Annotated in this window: 18 protein-coding genes and 4 pseudogenes; 12 read left to right on the top strand and 10 right to left on the bottom strand. The window is 65.0% G+C overall.

Annotated features, from left to right (window positions below):
- Positions 1-33 precede the first annotated feature (33 nt).
- Together G9373_RS42075 and G9373_RS42070 are read right to left on the bottom strand one after the other, a co-directional pair.
- Positions 34-729, bottom strand: a complete 696-nt coding sequence (locus G9373_RS42075) for a class I SAM-dependent methyltransferase (RefSeq protein ID WP_167120841.1) — start codon at positions 727-729, stop codon at positions 34-36.
- A 226-nt stretch (positions 730-955) separates the two neighbouring features.
- Positions 956-1,201 (bottom strand): hypothetical protein, encoded by a 246-nt coding sequence (locus G9373_RS42070; protein WP_005264706.1) that lies wholly within the window; start codon positions 1,199-1,201, stop codon positions 956-958.
- Positions 1,202-1,584: 383 nt separating this feature from the next.
- On the opposite strand from G9373_RS42070, the gene G9373_RS47285 reads away from it, so the two are divergent.
- From G9373_RS47285 to G9373_RS42045, 5 genes and pseudogenes are all read left to right on the top strand, one after another.
- Positions 1,585-2,118 (top strand): MFS transporter, encoded by a 534-nt coding sequence (locus tag G9373_RS47285; RefSeq protein ID WP_240961059.1) that lies wholly within the window; start codon positions 1,585-1,587, stop codon positions 2,116-2,118.
- Between the two features lie 123 nt (positions 2,119-2,241).
- Positions 2,242-2,379: pseudogene (locus G9373_RS42060) on the top strand (PTS fructose transporter subunit IIB); the annotation flags it as partial.
- A 120-nt stretch (positions 2,380-2,499) separates the two neighbouring features.
- The gene (locus tag G9373_RS42055; RefSeq protein WP_133984353.1) at positions 2,500-3,903 is read left to right on the top strand and encodes a sugar porter family MFS transporter; all 1,404 of its coding nucleotides are present in this window, start codon (positions 2,500-2,502) and stop codon (positions 3,901-3,903) included.
- A complete protein-coding gene (locus tag G9373_RS42050; protein WP_005264710.1) occupies positions 3,903-4,850 on the top strand; it encodes a carbohydrate kinase in 948 nt (315 codons plus the stop codon). The genes G9373_RS42055 and G9373_RS42050 overlap by 1 nt, the downstream gene beginning before the upstream one ends.
- Positions 4,851-5,885: 1,035 nt before the next feature.
- Positions 5,886-6,089, top strand: coding sequence for a cold-shock protein (locus G9373_RS42045; RefSeq protein WP_005264711.1), 204 nt, complete (start codon positions 5,886-5,888; stop codon positions 6,087-6,089).
- A gap of 576 nt (positions 6,090-6,665) precedes the next feature.
- Here the strand turns inward: G9373_RS42045 and G9373_RS42040 are convergent.
- Positions 6,666-6,812: a hypothetical protein gene (locus tag G9373_RS42040; protein WP_167120839.1), complete on the bottom strand. Its 147-nt coding sequence runs from the start codon at positions 6,810-6,812 to the stop codon at positions 6,666-6,668.
- A gap of 19 nt (positions 6,813-6,831) precedes the next feature.
- Positions 6,832-7,521 (bottom strand): histone-like nucleoid-structuring protein Lsr2, encoded by a 690-nt coding sequence (locus G9373_RS47280; protein ID WP_346842918.1) that lies wholly within the window; start codon positions 7,519-7,521, stop codon positions 6,832-6,834.
- Between G9373_RS47280 and G9373_RS47275 the strand changes: the two genes are divergently transcribed.
- Positions 7,451-7,669, top strand: a complete 219-nt coding sequence (locus tag G9373_RS47275) for a hypothetical protein (protein ID WP_037209108.1) — start codon at positions 7,451-7,453, stop codon at positions 7,667-7,669. The two genes, G9373_RS47280 and G9373_RS47275, sit on opposite strands and share 71 nt — an antisense overlap.
- 344 nt (positions 7,670-8,013) lie before the next feature.
- Here G9373_RS47275 and G9373_RS48005 read toward each other — a convergent pair.
- Positions 8,014-8,142, bottom strand: a pseudogene (locus tag G9373_RS48005) (histone-like nucleoid-structuring protein Lsr2); the annotation flags it as partial.
- Between the two features lie 463 nt (positions 8,143-8,605).
- On the opposite strand from G9373_RS48005, the gene G9373_RS42030 reads away from it, so the two are divergent.
- The 3 genes and pseudogenes from G9373_RS42030 to G9373_RS42020 all read left to right on the top strand — a co-directional run bounded on the left by G9373_RS42030 (position 8,606) and on the right by G9373_RS42020 (position 9,560).
- Positions 8,606-8,917 carry a hypothetical protein gene (locus G9373_RS42030; protein WP_167120843.1) on the top strand — a complete coding sequence of 104 codons (312 nt, stop codon included), beginning with the start codon at positions 8,606-8,608 and terminating at the stop codon, positions 8,915-8,917.
- On the top strand, positions 8,914-9,075 hold the full coding sequence (locus G9373_RS42025) for a hypothetical protein (RefSeq protein WP_155755948.1): 162 nt from the start codon (positions 8,914-8,916) through the stop codon (positions 9,073-9,075). The genes G9373_RS42030 and G9373_RS42025 overlap by 4 nt, the downstream gene beginning before the upstream one ends.
- A gap of 147 nt (positions 9,076-9,222) precedes the next feature.
- Positions 9,223-9,560 (top strand): annotated as a pseudogene (locus G9373_RS42020) (DUF4193 domain-containing protein).
- An 897-nt stretch (positions 9,561-10,457) separates the two neighbouring features.
- Here G9373_RS42020 and G9373_RS42010 read toward each other — a convergent pair.
- Together G9373_RS42010 and gvpO are read right to left on the bottom strand one after the other, a co-directional pair.
- A complete protein-coding gene (locus G9373_RS42010) occupies positions 10,458-11,198 on the bottom strand; it encodes a ribonuclease H-like domain-containing protein (protein ID WP_005564314.1) in 741 nt (246 codons plus the stop codon).
- A gap of 499 nt (positions 11,199-11,697) precedes the next feature.
- Positions 11,698-12,042, bottom strand: coding sequence for a gas vesicle protein GvpO (gene gvpO / locus G9373_RS42005; protein ID WP_005564312.1), 345 nt, complete (start codon positions 12,040-12,042; stop codon positions 11,698-11,700).
- Positions 12,043-12,597: 555 nt separating this feature from the next.
- Between gvpO and G9373_RS42000 the strand changes: the two genes are divergently transcribed.
- Complete coding sequence (locus G9373_RS42000) at positions 12,598-12,801, top strand: cold-shock protein (protein WP_061045414.1); 204 nt, start codon at positions 12,598-12,600, stop codon at positions 12,799-12,801.
- Between the two features lie 155 nt (positions 12,802-12,956).
- Complete coding sequence (locus tag G9373_RS41995) at positions 12,957-13,928, top strand: hypothetical protein (protein WP_206033689.1); 972 nt, start codon at positions 12,957-12,959, stop codon at positions 13,926-13,928.
- A 643-nt stretch (positions 13,929-14,571) separates the two neighbouring features.
- Here G9373_RS41995 and G9373_RS41980 read toward each other — a convergent pair.
- The 3 genes from G9373_RS41980 to G9373_RS41970 form a co-directional block, all read right to left on the bottom strand.
- Complete coding sequence (locus G9373_RS41980) at positions 14,572-14,865, bottom strand: hypothetical protein (protein WP_155755949.1); 294 nt, start codon at positions 14,863-14,865, stop codon at positions 14,572-14,574.
- Positions 14,866-15,349: 484 nt separating this feature from the next.
- The gene (locus tag G9373_RS41975) at positions 15,350-15,805 is read right to left on the bottom strand and encodes a hypothetical protein (protein WP_005564308.1); all 456 of its coding nucleotides are present in this window, start codon (positions 15,803-15,805) and stop codon (positions 15,350-15,352) included.
- Positions 15,806-15,849: 44 nt separating this feature from the next.
- Positions 15,850-16,290 (bottom strand): MerR family transcriptional regulator, encoded by a 441-nt coding sequence (locus G9373_RS41970; RefSeq protein ID WP_005265116.1) that lies wholly within the window; start codon positions 16,288-16,290, stop codon positions 15,850-15,852.
- A 471-nt stretch (positions 16,291-16,761) separates the two neighbouring features.
- Here G9373_RS41970 and G9373_RS41965 point away from each other — a divergent pair.
- Positions 16,762-16,987, top strand: a pseudogene (locus tag G9373_RS41965) (cold-shock protein).
- The last annotated feature ends 106 nt before the right edge of the window (positions 16,988-17,093 follow it).

The following is a 17,093-nucleotide window of genomic DNA, read 5'->3' as shown; positions in this document are numbered from 1 at the left end:
CATCAAAGCCTGGACGAGGAGCACGTGAGCGCCCTACTGCGGCGGGGTTCGTCGCGGTCGGTGAGTCGCGAACACCGCCACGGTTCCGACGACGGTGATGTCGACGGTTCCGAATGCCGCCGACAATGCGGTGCGCAGGCCGTCCAGGTAGTCGGCCCGGTTGTCGAAGGCCTTGATCGGCCCGTTGTAGAGGGCGCAGAGGGCGCGGCCGAACAGGTTGTGCGCCACCCCGGTCCCGAGGATGGTGGAGCCGAAGAACACCCCGTCATCGGCGACTACCTGGGCGATGTGCCCGAACGCTGTCCCCTTCTCCGCCCAGGACCCGGGAGCACAGTGGAACACGAAGTTCGCTGCCACCGAATCGAATACCCCCACGGCGGGGTCGATCGGGGAGAGGATGCTGCCGGTGTGGACGGCCGGGATGATGTTCCGGTCGGCGAGCCTGCCGGTGGTCATCGCCATGGTGTGAGTGTTGAGGTCCATCAGCGTGATCTCGGGCGCCGCGGTCGGGTAGGTGGCCCGGTGGAGATACCAACCGGTGCCGGGGCCGATATCGAGGTGCCGGCCGCCCAGGTGGGTGTCGTAGTGGGTGAGGAGCCGTTCACGGGGGCAGCGCCAGGCGTAGGTGTTGCTCCACTTCAGGACGAAGGTGTCGTACGCCCCGAGGACGGCCCCGCTGTACTTGTTGGCTCCGTCCTTCTCCGCCTGAGTGACCTCACCAGCTGTCATGTGTGCGTGTTCCCTTGATCGTTGATCTGTCGTTGCCATGCGAAGCCGATCCCCCGCAGGCCGGGGACGATCCTAACGGTCTTGAGAACCTTCCGTCGCGGTGCACCACATTCACACATTGCGCTCCCCCATCCGGCAGGTGCACGCATTGCACCGGGATCCACTGGGGAACATGATGTTCCGTCGGCTTGCCACCTCTCTAGGGGGTCACCGGGAACGACGGCGATCAGTCGGCGCGGCGCCGGCGTGACGTACGCAGGTCGGTGCGCGCACCCTGGCCGGGCCTGTTGCGGGCCCACTCGGCGATCTCCGAGCGCTTGAACAACGGGGTGCGCCCGATCCACTCCACCGGCGCCGGCGCTTGCCCACGGGAGACGTATCCGCGAAACGTCGAGGCGGACAGCTCGTTACCGGTTTCGGCCTTGATCAACTCCAGGACCTGATCGGTGGTCGGCCGATGCGGGTTGGCCATCGGTGAACCCTTTCCGTCCATCACCCTTTTCGGCGATGCCGGCGGAAGGCAGGTTGCGGTCGGTACCGCCCACGATACAGCGATACATTGCAAGGTGCGAACCCCGGGGAGGACCTGCGGAGCACGTTCCGACCGAACGACATCGGGCCCCACGCACGTCATTTGTTCGATGACGCGGACAATCAGAGGCCGAGCGCTGCCGCGCCGGAATACGGCTATTCAGATCGAGGCAACACCGATCAGACAGTGGCAGATCGTGGTGGGCGAGAGACCCATGGGGAGGTCTTGCGCCGGTCCAGCCGGTCCATGTTACGAAGCGCGATGATCCCGCCGATCACGGCGACCACGTGTGGGTATGGCTGGCGGAGATCTTCCCGCTGCACATGCGCGGCCTCGGGATCGGGATCTCGGTCTTCTTCGGCTGGACCACCAACGGAATCCTGGCGCTGTTCTTCCCGTCGCTCGTCAAGGAAATCGTCTTCACCGGGTCGTTCTTCATGTTCGCCGTCATCGGCGTGGCGGCGCTTGTGTTCGTGTGGACGAGGGTGCCCGAAACACGGGGCGTTCCCTCGAGGCGCTCGAAGAGGACGTCACGACCGGCGAGATCTACATCGGGATGCACTGAGAGCGCCCTCGCCCAACACCAACGAGTTGTGCGGGCTGAGGCTGTGGGTGGCGGCCGCCCCGCCGACCGCATCCCGTTCCGGGCCAACAGTTTCACGCGCACGCCTGACGCTTTCGTGGAGACAGTCGCGCCCCCGCAGACTCCGCCCATCCAGACGGCGCGCGCCCGGAACTCCGACTCTCACCGGCGCGGAGGTGATCGCACTGCTGGCCGCCGACCACTTCGGCGTGTGGTTTTGACCTGCTCATTGGTGCCCGACTGTGTGTGTTTAGGCCCGTATCTGTTGACATGAGAGCCACGTCACAGCTATAACTATCCGCAGGCTCATCGATACAGCGACGCAGGACCAGGCAGGTCAGCCTCGATCGGTCGTCGCCTCGGCTGCGACAGCGAACCGCTAGGAAAGGCGCGTGACATGAAGTTCGTAGCCACAACCTCGTGCCCTACGGGCATCGCACACACATACCTGGCGGCGGAATCGCTGGAGCAGGGTGCCGCCCGCAGCGGTCACGACATCCACGTCGAGACGCAGGGCGCTTCTGGCTCCGAGCCCTCGACCCCGCGGTGATCGCCGCGGCCGACGGGCGATGGCGTGGGCGCCCAACCCATCGCGCTGTGCGCGGAAATCCTTCTTTTCCATGATATTTCAACCGCAAGAGGAAGTAGACATCTCGTGAAACCCATAGTTGTTCGCAGCGCCATAGTCGCCGCGACCGGCGGTCTGCTCTTCGGATTCGACACCGCCGTCATCTCCGGTGCGGAGGAACAGATCCAGCAGGTGTTCGCGCTCAGCGATGCCAAGCTGGGCTTCACCGTCACCACCGCACTGATCGGGACGATCCTCGGCGCTCTGGTCACCGGCCGGCCGGCAGACCGGTACGGCCGCAAGAAGGCGCTCTACGTGATCGGCGTCCTCTTCGTTCTTGGCGCCGTCGGGTCTGCCCTGGCCCCGAACGTCGAAATTCTGATGCTGTTCCGGTTCATCGGTGGCATCGGCGTGGGTGGTGCCAGCGTCTGTGCACCGATCTACACCGCCGAGATCGCCCCCGCGGCCAACCGAGGACGCCTGGTCGGGTTGGTGCAATTCAACATCGTGCTCGGCATCCTCATCGCCTATGCATCCAACGCCGTCATCCGCGCGGCGGTCCCCGGCGACAATGCTTGGCGCTGGATGCTCGGCGTCATGATCGTTCCGGCACTGGTGTTCGTCCTCATGCTGCCGACCGTTCCCGAAACGCCGCGCTGGCTGGCTGCCAATGGTCGATGGGACGACGCGACCGCAACGAGCAAGCGCCTGTGCGCCACCCAAGCCGACGTCGACTTCCAGATGAGGGAGATCCGGGAGTCGCTGGCGGCCACCGCGAACATGACGAAGGTGCCGTTCTTCACGCGCGGGCACCGCAAGGTGATCCTGCTCGCCGTCGCGATCGCCGTCTTCAACCAGTTGTCGGGCATCAACGCGGTCCTGTACTACGCGCCACGGGTCATGCAGGAGGCCGGCGCCAGCACGAACGCCGCGTTCCTGATGAGCGTCGGGGTGGGCGCGATGAACTTGGTCGCCACCATGGTCGGGCTGAGCCTGATCGACCGGCTCGGCCGGCGCAAGCTGATGATCGTCGGCTCGATCGGCTACCTGATGTCCCTGGGATTCCTTGCCGCCGTGATGTTCTACTACGAAAATGCGCGCGGTGGCGAGTTCACCTCTACGTCGTCGATACTGGTGCTGATCGGGCTGATGGGATTCATCGCCGCCCACGCGGTCGGCCAGGGCTCGGTGATCTGGGTATTCCTCTCGGAGATCTTCCCGAATCGGATCCGTGGTCAGGGGCAGTCGCTGGGCAGCCTGACCCACTGGGTGTTCGCCGCGATCACCTCGTTCGCCTTCCCGCCGATCATCGGTGCCCTCGGTGCCGGTGCCGCGTTCAGCATCTTCTTCCTCGCCATGGTCGGTCAGCTGATCTGGGTGCTGAAGGTGATGCCCGAGACCAAGGGTGTGCCGCTCGAGGAGATGCAGGCCAAGCTCGGCGTCGCACTCGACCACGGCCCGGACCAGCCGACCGCGGTACGGGCGCACTGATGACCAGCCGCGTACTCAGCCTCGGCGAAGCACTGATCGACGTCGTCACCAGGCCCGGGTCCACTCAGGAACACGTCGGCGGCAGCCTGCTCAACGTCGCGGTCGGACTCGGCGCACTCGGCCACCCGGCCAGCATCTGCTCCCACTGGGGCAAAGACCCCCGGGGAAATCTGCTCAGACAGTGGGCAGAGTCCGCCGGCGTGCAGATCACGCCCGGAACCGACTCCGCACACAAGACGTCGGTCGCGTTCGCCCGGATCGACGCGGACGGACACGCAAACTACGAGTTCGACCTGAACTGGGCGGTCCCGCAACTGCCGGACCTGGAACCGTTCGGGCATCTGCACACCGGCAGCATCGCCGCCACCGTCGAACCAGGCGGCTCGACGGTGGTCGTCGCGGCCGAACGGATGCGGCTCCTCGGTACCGTGTCATACGACCCGAACATCCGTCCCGCACTGATGCATTCGCCCGACACCGTCGTCGACCGCGTCGAGCACCTGGTCTCACTGTCCGACGTGGTAAAGACCAGCGACGAGGACCTCGACTGGCTCTACCCGGGCGTGCCGGTCGAGAACATTATGCGGCGGTGGGTGAAGACAGGACCAGCAATGGTGGTCGTCACCCGCGGATCCTGGGGCGCGTACGCGCGACTGGCTCACAACCGGGACATGCTCCACATCGACCAGACACCGGTCACCGTGGGCGACACCGTCGGTGCCGGGGACTCCTTCATGGCCGGACTACTCTCCGGACTACTCGACGCGGGCCTGCTCGGCTCACCCCAAGCACGGGATCGACTCGCGGCTGTGGACTGGCCCGATGTCCAACCCGCACTGCTCCGCGCGATACACACGAGTGCGTTGACGGTCAGCCGATCCGGCGCGTACGCGCCCTCCCGGGCGGAAGTGCACGCCCTTCATGCGCTCGACCCGGCCCTCACCTGAACGATCGTCGCGGTCACCGAGGACGCCATGCGTGGTTACCGGCGTTGATGCACAACCCCATTCACGAGAGGAATCACCCGACGTGCAACGGTTGTTCATCCGGCACGGCCACACCCTTGCCACCGTCCGCGGCGAACTCGGCACCCGCGTTCCCGGCCTGGGGCCGCAGTCAAGGCGAAGCTCCGCTTCGACCCGAGCTGACCTTCCAGGTCGAACCTGAGGTGATCGCCCACACCCGCAACGCGCGCGAGCGCGACCACGCGGCCGGAGTGCAGACGAAGTTCGCATGGACTACCCGTGCCGGGATTGGGCGATAAGCAGGTCCTCGGACAGGCGGTCGGGACAAGCGCGGAAGCAAGTCTTCCGGTCGACGCGTCCGGGCATGTCCGCAGCGCGTTGGTTCCGGTGCGCGACGACCGATCGGCACCACTGACGTCGACACCACCGACCTGATCAAGTGTCTTTCAACTCGCTCCGACGCCGGCTTTCGTTTCCGCTCCCGGCCGCATCGACAACCCATTTACACCTTTTACCAGCGATTTTGCTGCGACTCCCCCACTCCCCACGCTGATCGACATCACCGGAGAATATGCGTCTCCGGATTGGCGACGGTGTAGGGCCCCGCGGGCGGTGGCATTCTTCGACGCTGCGACCTGCGGACTTCTCACTTCTCTCGCGGCATGGCCACCGTAATCTGTCTCAATTCCCTGGCATTTTCTTCTGTCTTGGGGAGGGGCAGCCGTGTCCAGGCTCTGCTGCGACGAGCGATCAGGACTCCCCCGCCACCTATTGTCGGGAGCGGTTAAGGCGCAACTGAGGAACACTGCTACGTCGGAACCCGCGCCGCTCAGCTCGATCCCGGAAACGGGGCCGCTACCGGGGATCGATGAACGACCGGGTTGCCGGGAGTCGCAGCGATGCCGAGCAGTACGTACGTGTCCGCGCGGCCGGTCCGTCGTCGGGTGGCAGGATCAGTGGTATCGAGATCGGGTAATCGATGTGAGTGCCCGGATCGAGATCGTAGGGAGCATCAGCATGGCGCAGGGCATTGTGAAGTGGTTCAACGGTGAGAAGGGCTTCGGTTTCATCGCACCCGACGACGGAACTCCGGACGTTTTCGTGCATTTCTCGGAAATCGCGGGCAGCGGCTTCAGGTCACTCGATGAGAACCAGCGGGTGGAGTTCGAGGTCGGCCAGGGACAGAAGGGCCCGCAAGCCACGAACGTACGCTCTGTCTGACCGGCATCACGTAAGGACCGCATCCGTTTGGGTGCGGTCCTCAGTCGATACGGTCCGCGGTCGTAACCAGGAAAATGGGGTTCACTCGTCGTGTCCTTAGGCGCAGCGTCGGCGTCGTGGGCTGATCGGGCGTCCTGGTAGTGGTCGACAAGCGACGCCTGTTTCCCTGCTAGTGCCGGAAGACGGACCTTTCGGAGCGGGCTCGCGGCCGTGCTGCTCGGTCGCCACCTGCCGCTCCCAATCCGCATCTGATCGTGCCCGCGGAACGCTCATGCGGTCTCCTCCGAACTGCGCCCCCGGAGGAGTTGCTCTCCACACAGATCACGCGCTGGCGACTCGCCGGTCGCGCCCCGACACCTGACGAACCCTCATCCCTTCGACACTGCTCAGCTCATCGAGCGCGGTCGTAGGGCTGCGCAAGTCCTCACCCTCTGGCGCACAAAGTCGTCCGCGGAATATCGGCGAGCATGGCGAGTCCACGCTCGAGGTCTGCTGCGGTTCGATCGCCCACAGCGTCATCCTGCCCTGTGCGGGCGGTCATCAGAGCGCGCCGCTCGACACACACGAGTGGCACCGTCAGTGCGTTGCAGCACCCTGGTCGCGGGGAGGGACTTGGCGTTCGAGCAACTCAGCAAGCTCCCCGATGGTGACCTCCACGGTGCCGAACATGGGATCACCCGAGACGGCATACCGCGGCAACAGGAGTCGGTCGGTCACGCTCATCAGCGGACCCCCACCCGCTTCATCCGAGTGGGAGCGGCAACTTTGCTGCAGCGTCATGGAATGCTCGCACAATCGCGGCCGAAATCCGACCGCGCAAGGACACTTTACGGCCCTCCCCGATTGCCCACTCGCGAATCTCATTGGTCTTCGCCTTCGCCGGCGCGGTGCCCGCCGCCGCGCCCGCCACCGGAGCCTTCTTCACGGCCGTCGCTTCCGCAGCCAACTTTGCAGCCGCCGACTTCGCGACCGACGTCTTCGCCGGAGCCTTCCCCGCGACCATCTTCTCCGCGGCCGCCGCCTTCGCCACCGTCGCCTTCGCCATCGACGTCTTCGCCGCAGCCTTCCTCGCGACCTTCTTCTTCACGGCCGTCGTCTCCGCGGCCGCCGCATCCGCAGCCGACTCCACAGCCGCCACCGCCTTCGTTGCCGCCCCCGTCGCGACCGACTTCTTCACGATCGACGTCTCCGCCGGAGCCTTCCCCGCGACTAGCTTCTTCGCAGGCGTCTTCTTCGCCGGCACCGCTTCTGCCTGAACCTGCTTTGCCTGAGCGTCATGGAACGCTCGCTCGATCTCGGCCGAAATCCGACCGCGGGGCGACACTTCACGGCCCTCCCCGATCGCCCACTCGCGAATCTCTTTGGTCGTCGTCTTCGCCGGACCTTTGTTGACCGCCGCCGCGCTCTTCGCCGACGCCTTTGCGGCGGCTATCTTTTCCGCAGCCGTCGTCTTCGGCGCTGTTGTCTTCGCCGGAGCCTTCTTCGCCGCCGGCGCCTTCTTGGCGACTGCCTCCGCGACCGTCTTCTTCGCGACTGCCTTCTTCGCAGCCGTCTTCTTCACCGGCACCGCCTCGGCCTGAATCTCCTTTGCCTGAGCGTCATGGAACGCTCGCTCGATCTCAGCCGAAATCCGACCGCGGGGCGACACTTCACGGCCCTCCCCGATCGCCCACTCGCGAATCTCTTTGGTCGTCGTCTTCGCCGCAGCCACCTTCTTCTCCGCAGCCACCTTCTTCGCCGCCGGTGCCTTCTTCGCGACTGCCTTCTCCGCGACCGTCTTCTTCGCAGCCACCTTCTGCGCCGCCGGTGCCTTCTTGGCGACTGCCTTCTTCGCAGCCGTCTTCTTCGCGGCCGTCTTCTTCGCGGCCGACGATTTCGCGGCTACCTTCCTTGCCGGCGCCGTTTTTGCCTGAGCGTGATGGAAAGCTTGCTCGATCTCAGCCGAAATCCGACCGCGGGGCGACACTTCACGGCCCTCTCCGATCGCCCACTCACGGATCTCCTTGGTCGTCCTCTTCGCCGAACCTTCGGAATTCCTCGGTGATACCGCCATCGTGCTCTCCTTCTATATCGGCAATCGTCGACCGCACACAGTAACGGCAGGTCCGTCTCGGTGATGAGGAAGCTCACCCGAACTCACATTTCAATTGTCTAAAGCCATTGTCCATGTGGGCAGACCAACACGACCCTCGTGAAGCTAAAACTCACATTCACCGAGCTTCTTGCAGGGCGAGCGTGGCTCGCCATGGCAGGAGTTAGTCTCCAACGCATTTCCGAATTGTCTCGGCGGCTGGGGATTTAGTGCGGCGGCTTTGGCGACTTCTGTGTTCAGGGCGGCGAGCGGGCGTGCGCGTTAGCCCACCATCTACCGACCGACGACTGTGCCGGGAATTCCGGCGGTGCAGCGTCTCCCGGACTCGGGTCGCAGCGGTACCGAACCCTATGATGCAGGCGCGCGCCGGCCACATCCCCAGCAGCCGGGAGAACATTGTCATGACCGTGCCACCGCATGTGGAGTGTGGTCTCTCGCAGTCAGCGTCATCGGTGTCCCCACAGCGCCGCGGTACGCGGCGATCGCCTACCTCGACGCCGACGCCCCCGATCTGCTGCCGCTCGGCGCCGGGGATGTCCCGGCCGTCAACGCCGTCCGCGCCGTCCTCCGCGCGCACGCCACCTCCCTGCCGCCCTCACCCACTGCGTTCAGGTCGGGGTGCGGGGGGCTGCCACCGGCGAATCTGCACGCAGACGTCCTCGTCACCAGCCGGCGGGCGGTCGTCGGATCCGCCGCACTTCCCGCGGCTCGACCATCGCCGATGAGGCCGTCATGATCACCGACGACCCCGACACGATCACGGCCGCCCAGGTTCATCGACACCTCGACGAGATCACCGAAGTCGACCACGCAATCCAACGCCACCGCCACCGCGATCTGGCAGATCGGCCGGATCGTGCCCCTGCCCGGGATCGGCGGTCGGATACGCGCTGAACCCGAATTCCTCCCCACCCCAGTCACCCGAATGTTCCTGTGGCACCGCATCGACTGCCAACCCGGCGCGACCGAACTGCAGAAGCGGGACACGCACACCACCCGGCGGCGCACCGAAGCGGGTCCGGCCGCAAACTACGCTCTTGAGTGGTTCCGCGTCAACATCCCCGGTGGCACGAACGCACAGGCAGGGTCACCGACTACGACGCACCGGCGAGTCACCGAATCCGACGACACAGCGGACACCTCCCTCGAACAGCTCTCCGCCAGCAGGAAAGACACCCAGTCTCCCACCGTTGGACGTCGAAGACACCGACACCGCAGACTCGTTCGAACTACCCCGGCGCCGACCTGTCCGGCGAACAACTCACCGTCCGCGTCATCTCCGAACAATCCGACGAAGTCACCTGCATAAGTTGTTCCTGGTCCATCACCGCAGCCGACTTGCCGACAAGCAGCAGCCGATCTGCCGCGACTGCGCCTGAGACCGGGACGGTCAGGGGTCGGGTCGGTCGGCCGGAACCTGCGGGTAGACCACGACACCCGTTCTCCTTCACCCACGTCTCGTCACCGCCGTCGGCATGCTCGACGACCAGTTCGACGATCGGAAGCTCCGCGGCCAGTGGGTGATCGAACGCGGCCCGGGCGTTGCGGGCGCACACCGTCTCCTCGGAGTCGCCGGTGTAGAGGGCGTCGATGACGAACCCCGGGGTGAACCGGCCACCGAACCCGTCACCGCCCCGCAACGCTTCCTGCCGGCCCCGCCACCACCTGGTCAACGCCCGGGCACGGGTGATGTGCTGGGGTGCTTCGACATCGAGGATCGTGAACTTCTCGTACTCGGCGTACGCGAGGTCGGTCAGTAGCCGCGGGCCGAGGCCCGGCCAGCTGAACGTGCCCTCGAGGACCAGGTTCTCCCCGCGGGACAGACAGATCTCGGTGACGATGTCGAGGAGTTTCGTCGACTCGGCGTGCACCAGGGTGGCGAGTTCGCGGGGCATCAGCCGGTGCCCGTCCGCAAGGTCGATGCTCAGCAGGTCGGTGTAGACGCCCTGTTCGATGGCATCGCGGAGCAGGTAGTCCTTGATCGTGTCCGCATCGAGCACCTGCCAGCCCTGCCCGGCGAGGTGCCGGCGGTCGATACTCGACGACTTCCCCACCCCTGTGGTCCTGCGGTCGTACCGGTGGGCAGCCGACGTCTGGTTCGGATCCTGACTGCGCTGCGGGGCGCGCGGTGGTGAGACAAGCACCGATCGAAGGCTTCGACGATCTTCGGTCCGATCGTGAAAAATTGGCACCGTCCGACACGACGCAAGGCTGGCGCGCGACTCACGATCGAGCACGCTATTGGGGGCCCGCGCGGCCGCTCGCTGGCCAGACTTCTAAATGTAGATGACGTCATCGGCGTGGAGCGGCTCGTGCCTACCGGTCGGAGGCGTGATTCCGTCGTGGATCGACCGCAGGTGGTCCGCCACGCCAACGAGGAGGGTGACGTCGCTCCGGACGTACCGGATCAACTCAGCGCGAATTTCCTCTTTCACGGACGGATTCGTCGTGCTCCGGTGCGCCCTCATTCGCGCGGACCCTACCGAGCCGTTCATGGACGGGACGTCGTTCGCGATCCCGAAGTACGCAGCGACGGTCTTGAGATCCAGACTCTTCGTCGGCAGGATCATCGCACCCTTGGTCCATTCGAGCAGGTCCGTGTGGTGGCGCGTCTCGGTGAGGTTTCCGATCAGCTGGTTCTCGACGCTAATTTCCGTGACCGCCTTTCGGAGAACTCGGATGTCAGACTGACTCCACGAGATGACGGGAAGATCAGGATAGGCCGCCAAGAAGTCGGCCAACTGGGCGAGCAGATCGGCCTGATGGGTCTCGTCGGCGAAGATGGTGAGCTGGCGCGGATTGGCTACTCCGACCGCGCGAGCGCAGAACGTCCACACCGCCGCGGTGGTCTTCTCTTCCTCGTGTTCGAGATCGAGGGCGATGTAGCCGGCCGGAATCGGTGCGTGGGTGCCGGGCAGGATCCTGGGCTTGTTCGCCACATATACCTCCCCGTGGGCTCGCCACTGTTCGATCTTGCCGATGGAGGTCAGGATCCCGCTCTTCTTGTCGCACAACACTGGCGTGGATGACTCGTCCCAGTCGGCGTCCTCGTCGTCGACGTCGTCGTAGTAATCTGCGGTTTCCCAATCGATCCCAAGCCGGATGCTGGATAATCACCGCTACGTACCCACCTTCACCAGGCGCAAAAGCGGCAGGCGTCGCTGGTTGGACGAGTACACGTCCGCGGTGAGCGGCACCCGGATTTCGGAGTTTCACACCGCCCGCTGACTCACTGTTGTGGCCAGTGGAACGCAGCCCAGACCGCGGCGGCGGCGAGCGCCACGATGACCACGACCATCACGGCACTGATGACGAATTCGTTGTCGGCGACGAGTTGCTGCATGGCAGAAGTATGCGGTCCGACTGGCGGGCGGGGCGAGTTCTCGCGTGCAGCGCCGCAGCGCACCGAAGTATGCACCGCCCTGCGCACTATCAGTGGTGTTCGATTGCTGCGGGGCGAGAGCCGGCGTGCTCGACGGACCAGAGGAACCGTAGAGACCTCGGAGTGTGTATCTGTCAGCCGCTTCCGTCGCTTCCGTCCACGGATGGGGTCTGTCCGTCTCCGTCGACGGAGGGTTCGTCGTCTGACAAAACGAGGGCGGAGCCGCGCCGGTATCGGCGGGTCCTGCGGTAGGACAGCATTTCGCCGTCCAGGTCCAGCACCACTTCGTAGAATGCGAGCATGTCCGCCGTCGGGGGGATGTGCCGGTGGTCGATCACCTCCACTTCGACCGTCCAGCCTTCCTCGGTCGGCAGCACCGATGTCGCGCTCTCCGACTCCTTTCCGATCAACACCTCGATGTCACGCAACGCGGCCGCAGCGGCCGCCGCTGCCGATACGGGCCGGGGATGGACCGCCATCCCAACCATCTCCTTTTCTTTCGTGGGCGTTGGCTGTGAGCTGGCCATATGCCAATCCTTTCACCGCTCGGTGGGCGGCCACCAGGGCACCGGCGCGCAGGGTGCGCGCCGCCGGTACAGCGAACCAACTGTTCGGGTCGGTGCAGCTCCGACTCGCGCCGTAAATAGCCCGATTTCCGGGCCTCATGTGGGTTGGGGGTGGGGCATGCGGTGCCCGCCTGCGGCCCGCCTGCCACTGACACGGTTGCTTCTCCTTCCGACAACGTGCGGATCAGTGAACCTCCTGTTCGGTGCAGGCGTCGTAGCTCGCAGATGCTCGGCCGTGCTCAACGTGGTCGTCGGGGTACCACCCGTGCTTGCGTGCCGCGGCGAAGTTGCAGGATGCAGGACCTTCGCCCCTACTCACGGGGCGCTGTCTTCTGAGATCGTTCGTATCGAGGACACCGCCTCCAGTCACGTTCGGTTTTCGGCCGTCCGGGGTAATGGGGTGGTCAGGATGTTCGAGGTCGGTCCTCGGCGGAAGGTCCGGCTCGCCGGGACAGGGAGTGAGCGACCATGGCGCAGGGCACGGTGAAGTGGTTCAACGGCGAGAAGGGCTTCGGGTTCATCAGCCCGGATGACGGCGGCGCGGACCTCTTCGTCCAGTTCTCCGAGATTCAGTGCAGCGGGTACAAATCGCTGCAGGAGAATCAGCGGGTCGAGTTCGAGGTCGGCCGGGGACAGAAGGGGCGGCAGGCCCAGAATGTGCGTCCCGCCTGAGCTGCTCTGTACCGCGCAGGGATTCGAGCCGGAATGCCCGCTCGAAGCCCGGCAATGGGCGACCACCATGGGGCAGGCAACGGAGCGTCGGACGGGATGAGCGCCATGCCCGAAAATGACGAGACGGGCCGATTCATCGGTGGACGCCCCTCGCCGTGCGGATTGAGGCGGTCGAACGCTTCGCGGACTGCGCCGAACACGTGCTGACCGTCACCGACCCGGCATGGTCCGACGTCGCGCAGGACTACCGGCTGCTGGCCGTCAACAGTTCCCTTCGCCGCCAGCAGGACAGCATCCGGGCTGCCCTCCTGCTCAGCCGCCACGACTTGGGTCATCTGGCCGTGGCGTTTGTGCGCGCCGCCCTCGACGACGTGATGCATCTCCGGTTCTTCGCCTCGCTCGACCTGGACCGGTCCCAGGAGTTGTTCGCGTCGATGAGCAACTTCGACTCCCTCCGAGCGCTGCTCGCCCAGCGCAACTACATCGGGGACACGGAGATGGCACGGCTGTCGTACCCCAAACCTTTCCTTGACTGGGCCGTAGCCGGGAGCCAGGAAACCAGAGCCGTGCCGAGAAGGCTGAAGAAGCAGTACGGATGGACGGGCGGCCTTCTGCCGCCGGGGATGTGGGTCGCCGACCGTGCCGGGCAACGCGAGCTGTATGACTACCTGTCCGCGGCGTCGAGCCGGGCAGTGCACTTCTCCGCGGGCGAGATCATGCGCCGCGGCTGGATAGAACCGACCGGAAAGCTGGTCACCGACAAGCCCGCGTTCCGCGAGCACCTCGCTTGCTTCGCCCTCGACCGACTGTGGCGGCTGTACCTCGACACCTGGCAGGTCGCCGCGCCGATGCTCGAGCGGGCCGGGATCAGCAACGACCACTCCCTCCGCGACGACGAAATGATCACCGCCATCGCGCGTCTGCGGGAGACCGGCTCGGTTCCTCTCGTCCACGCCCACGAGTGGAAACTGCCCCGACGACCCCTCCGACCTGACAACAAGACGCCCGGCGCGCCCACTATTCGAAGATCCGCACCGACATGGGAGCGGTGCGGGGTTCTTCGAGACAAACGAAAAGTTCCGCGACCCCGACGCCGTCGTCGCGGTCAACGTCTTGGACCACCTTGACCGGCCCGCGCTGGGCCTGCACGAGGCCTACCGTGTGTTGCGCCCGGACGGGCTGTTCATTGCAGGCACGATCTCCAGGGTGGATTCCCCGGAGTTGGCGCCGTTCTGACAACCGGAGCCGACTCCGTTCGATGCAGAGGACGCTCCACATCTGGTCGCAGCCGCCTTCGGGGCGGCTGAGACCGGGCCTGGGACGCGTCACTCATCACACTGCCCGACCGGGACGCTGTGCGGGACTACCTTCCGGCACGTCTGGTGCCGCACTACCGGGCAGGGCTTCTCGCCGATGTGCTGGCCGACCGCGGCCCCCTGCCGCTGCCGTTGACCAAACGCGGAGCACTCATACTCGCCCGACGCGCATCGTGACCGCCTCATGCGACAGATTCATGACGACGTGCTGTCCCGCGAGGGATCGCTGGCCGGTCGCCGACCACCAACTATCGGCGTGATCGAAAGGCTTCCGCCGAGGGCGCGAAGCCAGTAGAGATGCAACTGTGGACACCTCGCTCAGATACCGCACATCGACACTACTGCCAGCATTGCCAAGTAGACCTGGCACTGCGCCGTGACCGTCTGTCTCGGTGGCCAATCCAGTCCACTTCACCGATCTCGTCCCGGTGCAGGTTCGGCTAGCGGGGTGCGATCAAAGGTCGAATGTTCGCCGTAACTCGTCGAATAGTTCCTGGTAATGGGTGGTTCCGTAGGTGAGAGCGGCGAGCACGAGGGGTTGCAGCATCGCCAGTTCCTTCGTCTCGAGCGCCCGGAAGATCGAGGAGGCGGCATAGATCCATTGCACGTACTCATGCCCGTCCGCGTGGAGGGAGATCTGTTGCGGGGTCTCCGGGTCTCTGGAGAGGCGTTCGAGGGCACGCGCTTCATTGTCGAAGGGCGGCGGAAGTGGGTCATGCTTGTCGAGTGCGGTCAGGGCGGGTGCCACCCAACCCATATCAGCGAGGCCGGCTCGCTCGTATGCACTTTTCGCTGCCCACCGAGCAATGGCATCCTGCCGAGATTCCGGACGTTCGATCAGCTGGTCGAGGAGGTCCCGGTCGAGTTGAGCGAGTCGCTTCGCCGCCTCACGGATGGCGCGATCGTCGAATAGCCGGAATCGTTCGGCGGGCGGGCGACCACCCCATTCGGCAAACTTCTCAGCGAGACTCCGATGGGGATCGGACAGAACCGCCGTGGCGGGGCCGGCGGACGCAAGTTCAGTTGACCGTCGAGGGTGTCAGCTTGCCGCGCTCCCATCACGAACTGGTGGTGATCGACTCCGACGATCCCCCATTGCGTCATCGCATCAGGCTAACGGCGTACCTGGCGTATACGTTCCGAAAACGGATGGTTTAGCGGGACCGCATGCCGCCGCCTCGCATGGTGTGGTCTGGGCCGATGCGACAGTCCGTCCTCGCAAAGGCCCGAGGTCAGATCGCCGAGCGGATAGGCGGCTTCCAACTGGTACTCCGAAGGGGCGGCGGTGTGGCATCAGCAGCCGGATCGGGCATCGAATCCTTCGCCGTGGATTCGTCGCCGTCACTCCAAACCAAGTCCTTCTTCTCGAGTTGGGCGAAGCTGCTTTTGCCGGTGCCAGGCCACACTTGCAGCCAGTAGTCCTCTGACGGTTCGCTGACATCCATATCCCAATTGGCGTCCCGTCCCCGTGCATGCGCGCGAAGCCGATACCGGGCGGGTAAAAGCTGCGGTGTCACCCGTAGTCCCTCAGCGAGCTCACCGGTGAGGGTCATGACGACGAGTTCCGTCGTCACCTCGAGGTCGGCCTCCTCGATGACTTCCCACTCCGGGAATGCCTCAGCGTGCGGCGCCGACTCCAGGACCTCGACCCCGACTCGTACCGGTCCGTAGGCGATACCGGTGTGCACCGTGGCGACTCCGGGGCCGACCTCGAGCAGACTTCCGCGCCGCTTCAGCCGGATGCGGGGCCGGGCTGATCCGACTTGGAGCGGTGGGTGTGCTGGAGTTCAGAGTTGATGCGTCGGGCCTCGGCGAGTTGGTCTTCGAGGATGATGATGCGGCACGCGGAATCGAGTGCGGTGCCCTGGTCGATCAGTTCGCGGGCTCGGGCCGCGAGACGGAGCTGGTATCGGGAGTAGCGGCGGTGGCCGCCCTCTGAGCGTCCGGGGGTGAGCAGCTTCGCGGCGTCTAGGCTGCGCAGGAATGCCTGCGTCACGCCGAGGATCTCGGCGGCGTGACCCATGCTGTAGGCCGGGTAGTCCTCGTCGTCGAACTTCCCGGCCGGGTCACGGTCGGGCGAATCTTTCTGAATGGGGGTGACACCTTTCAACGGACAGGGCCCCCGGCGCCGTGAGGCACCGGGGGCCGGAGCGGGTTTCACTTCCTTGTTCACTGCACTTCTTCCGGCTGTCGGGCCTTCGTGCTGCCCGGCCGCCGCCGGACGTGCCGGGGCCTTACACACTCACGTCAATCCTTACCCGGCACATCCTGGTCTTGCGGTACTTCTCTGCGGGCAGTTCATTCTCTCCCGCACCTCGTGAACTCTTTCCTTGCGACGAGAGGAACATTACAGCAGCGACCTCTCAATGTCTATAGTGACCACTACAGAAATTCTGGAGCGGTTGACCTGGGATTTCACACCAGGCTGCCGACTTTTCTGTCCACGTCGGCGGCCGCTCGCTCGACGGACCGGCTCTCGTTGATCGATGACGGACGGCGAAGTCGGCAGTCGCAGTAAGCGTCGAGATGTCCGCTTCCTCAGATCAGTGTGGTCGCCCCGATCCGTCGTCTGGGTGGCAGGATCACTGGTATCGAGATCGGGAATTCGATATGAATGCCCGGATCGACTTCAGGGAGTATCGGCATGGCGCAGGGCATTGTGAAGTGGTTCAACAGCGAGAAAGGGCTTCGGTTTCATCGCGCCCGACGACGGAACTCCGGACGTCCTCGTGCATTACTCGGAAATCATGGGCAGCGGTTTCACGTCGCTCGATGAGAACCAGCGTGTGAAGTTCGAGGTGGGCCAGGGACAGAAGGGCCCGCAGGCCACGAATGTGCGGGCTGTCCAACTAGGGTGTGTCTCCCAATGATTTGTGGTGTTGCGCTGCAGACTCTTCGGTGTGGCAGACGTTGTTGATCGGTTTGAGGTGTTGACGGACAAGCAGTGGGAGTTACTCGCGCTGCTCTTGCCCAGTT

It is taken from the genome of Rhodococcus sp. A14 (assembly GCF_011603105.1).
Classification (GTDB): domain Bacteria; phylum Actinomycetota; class Actinomycetes; order Mycobacteriales; family Mycobacteriaceae; genus Rhodococcus_F; species Rhodococcus_F opacus.
Note: the sequence above shows the minus strand (reverse complement) of the source record. Positions and strands in the feature narration are given on the sequence as shown.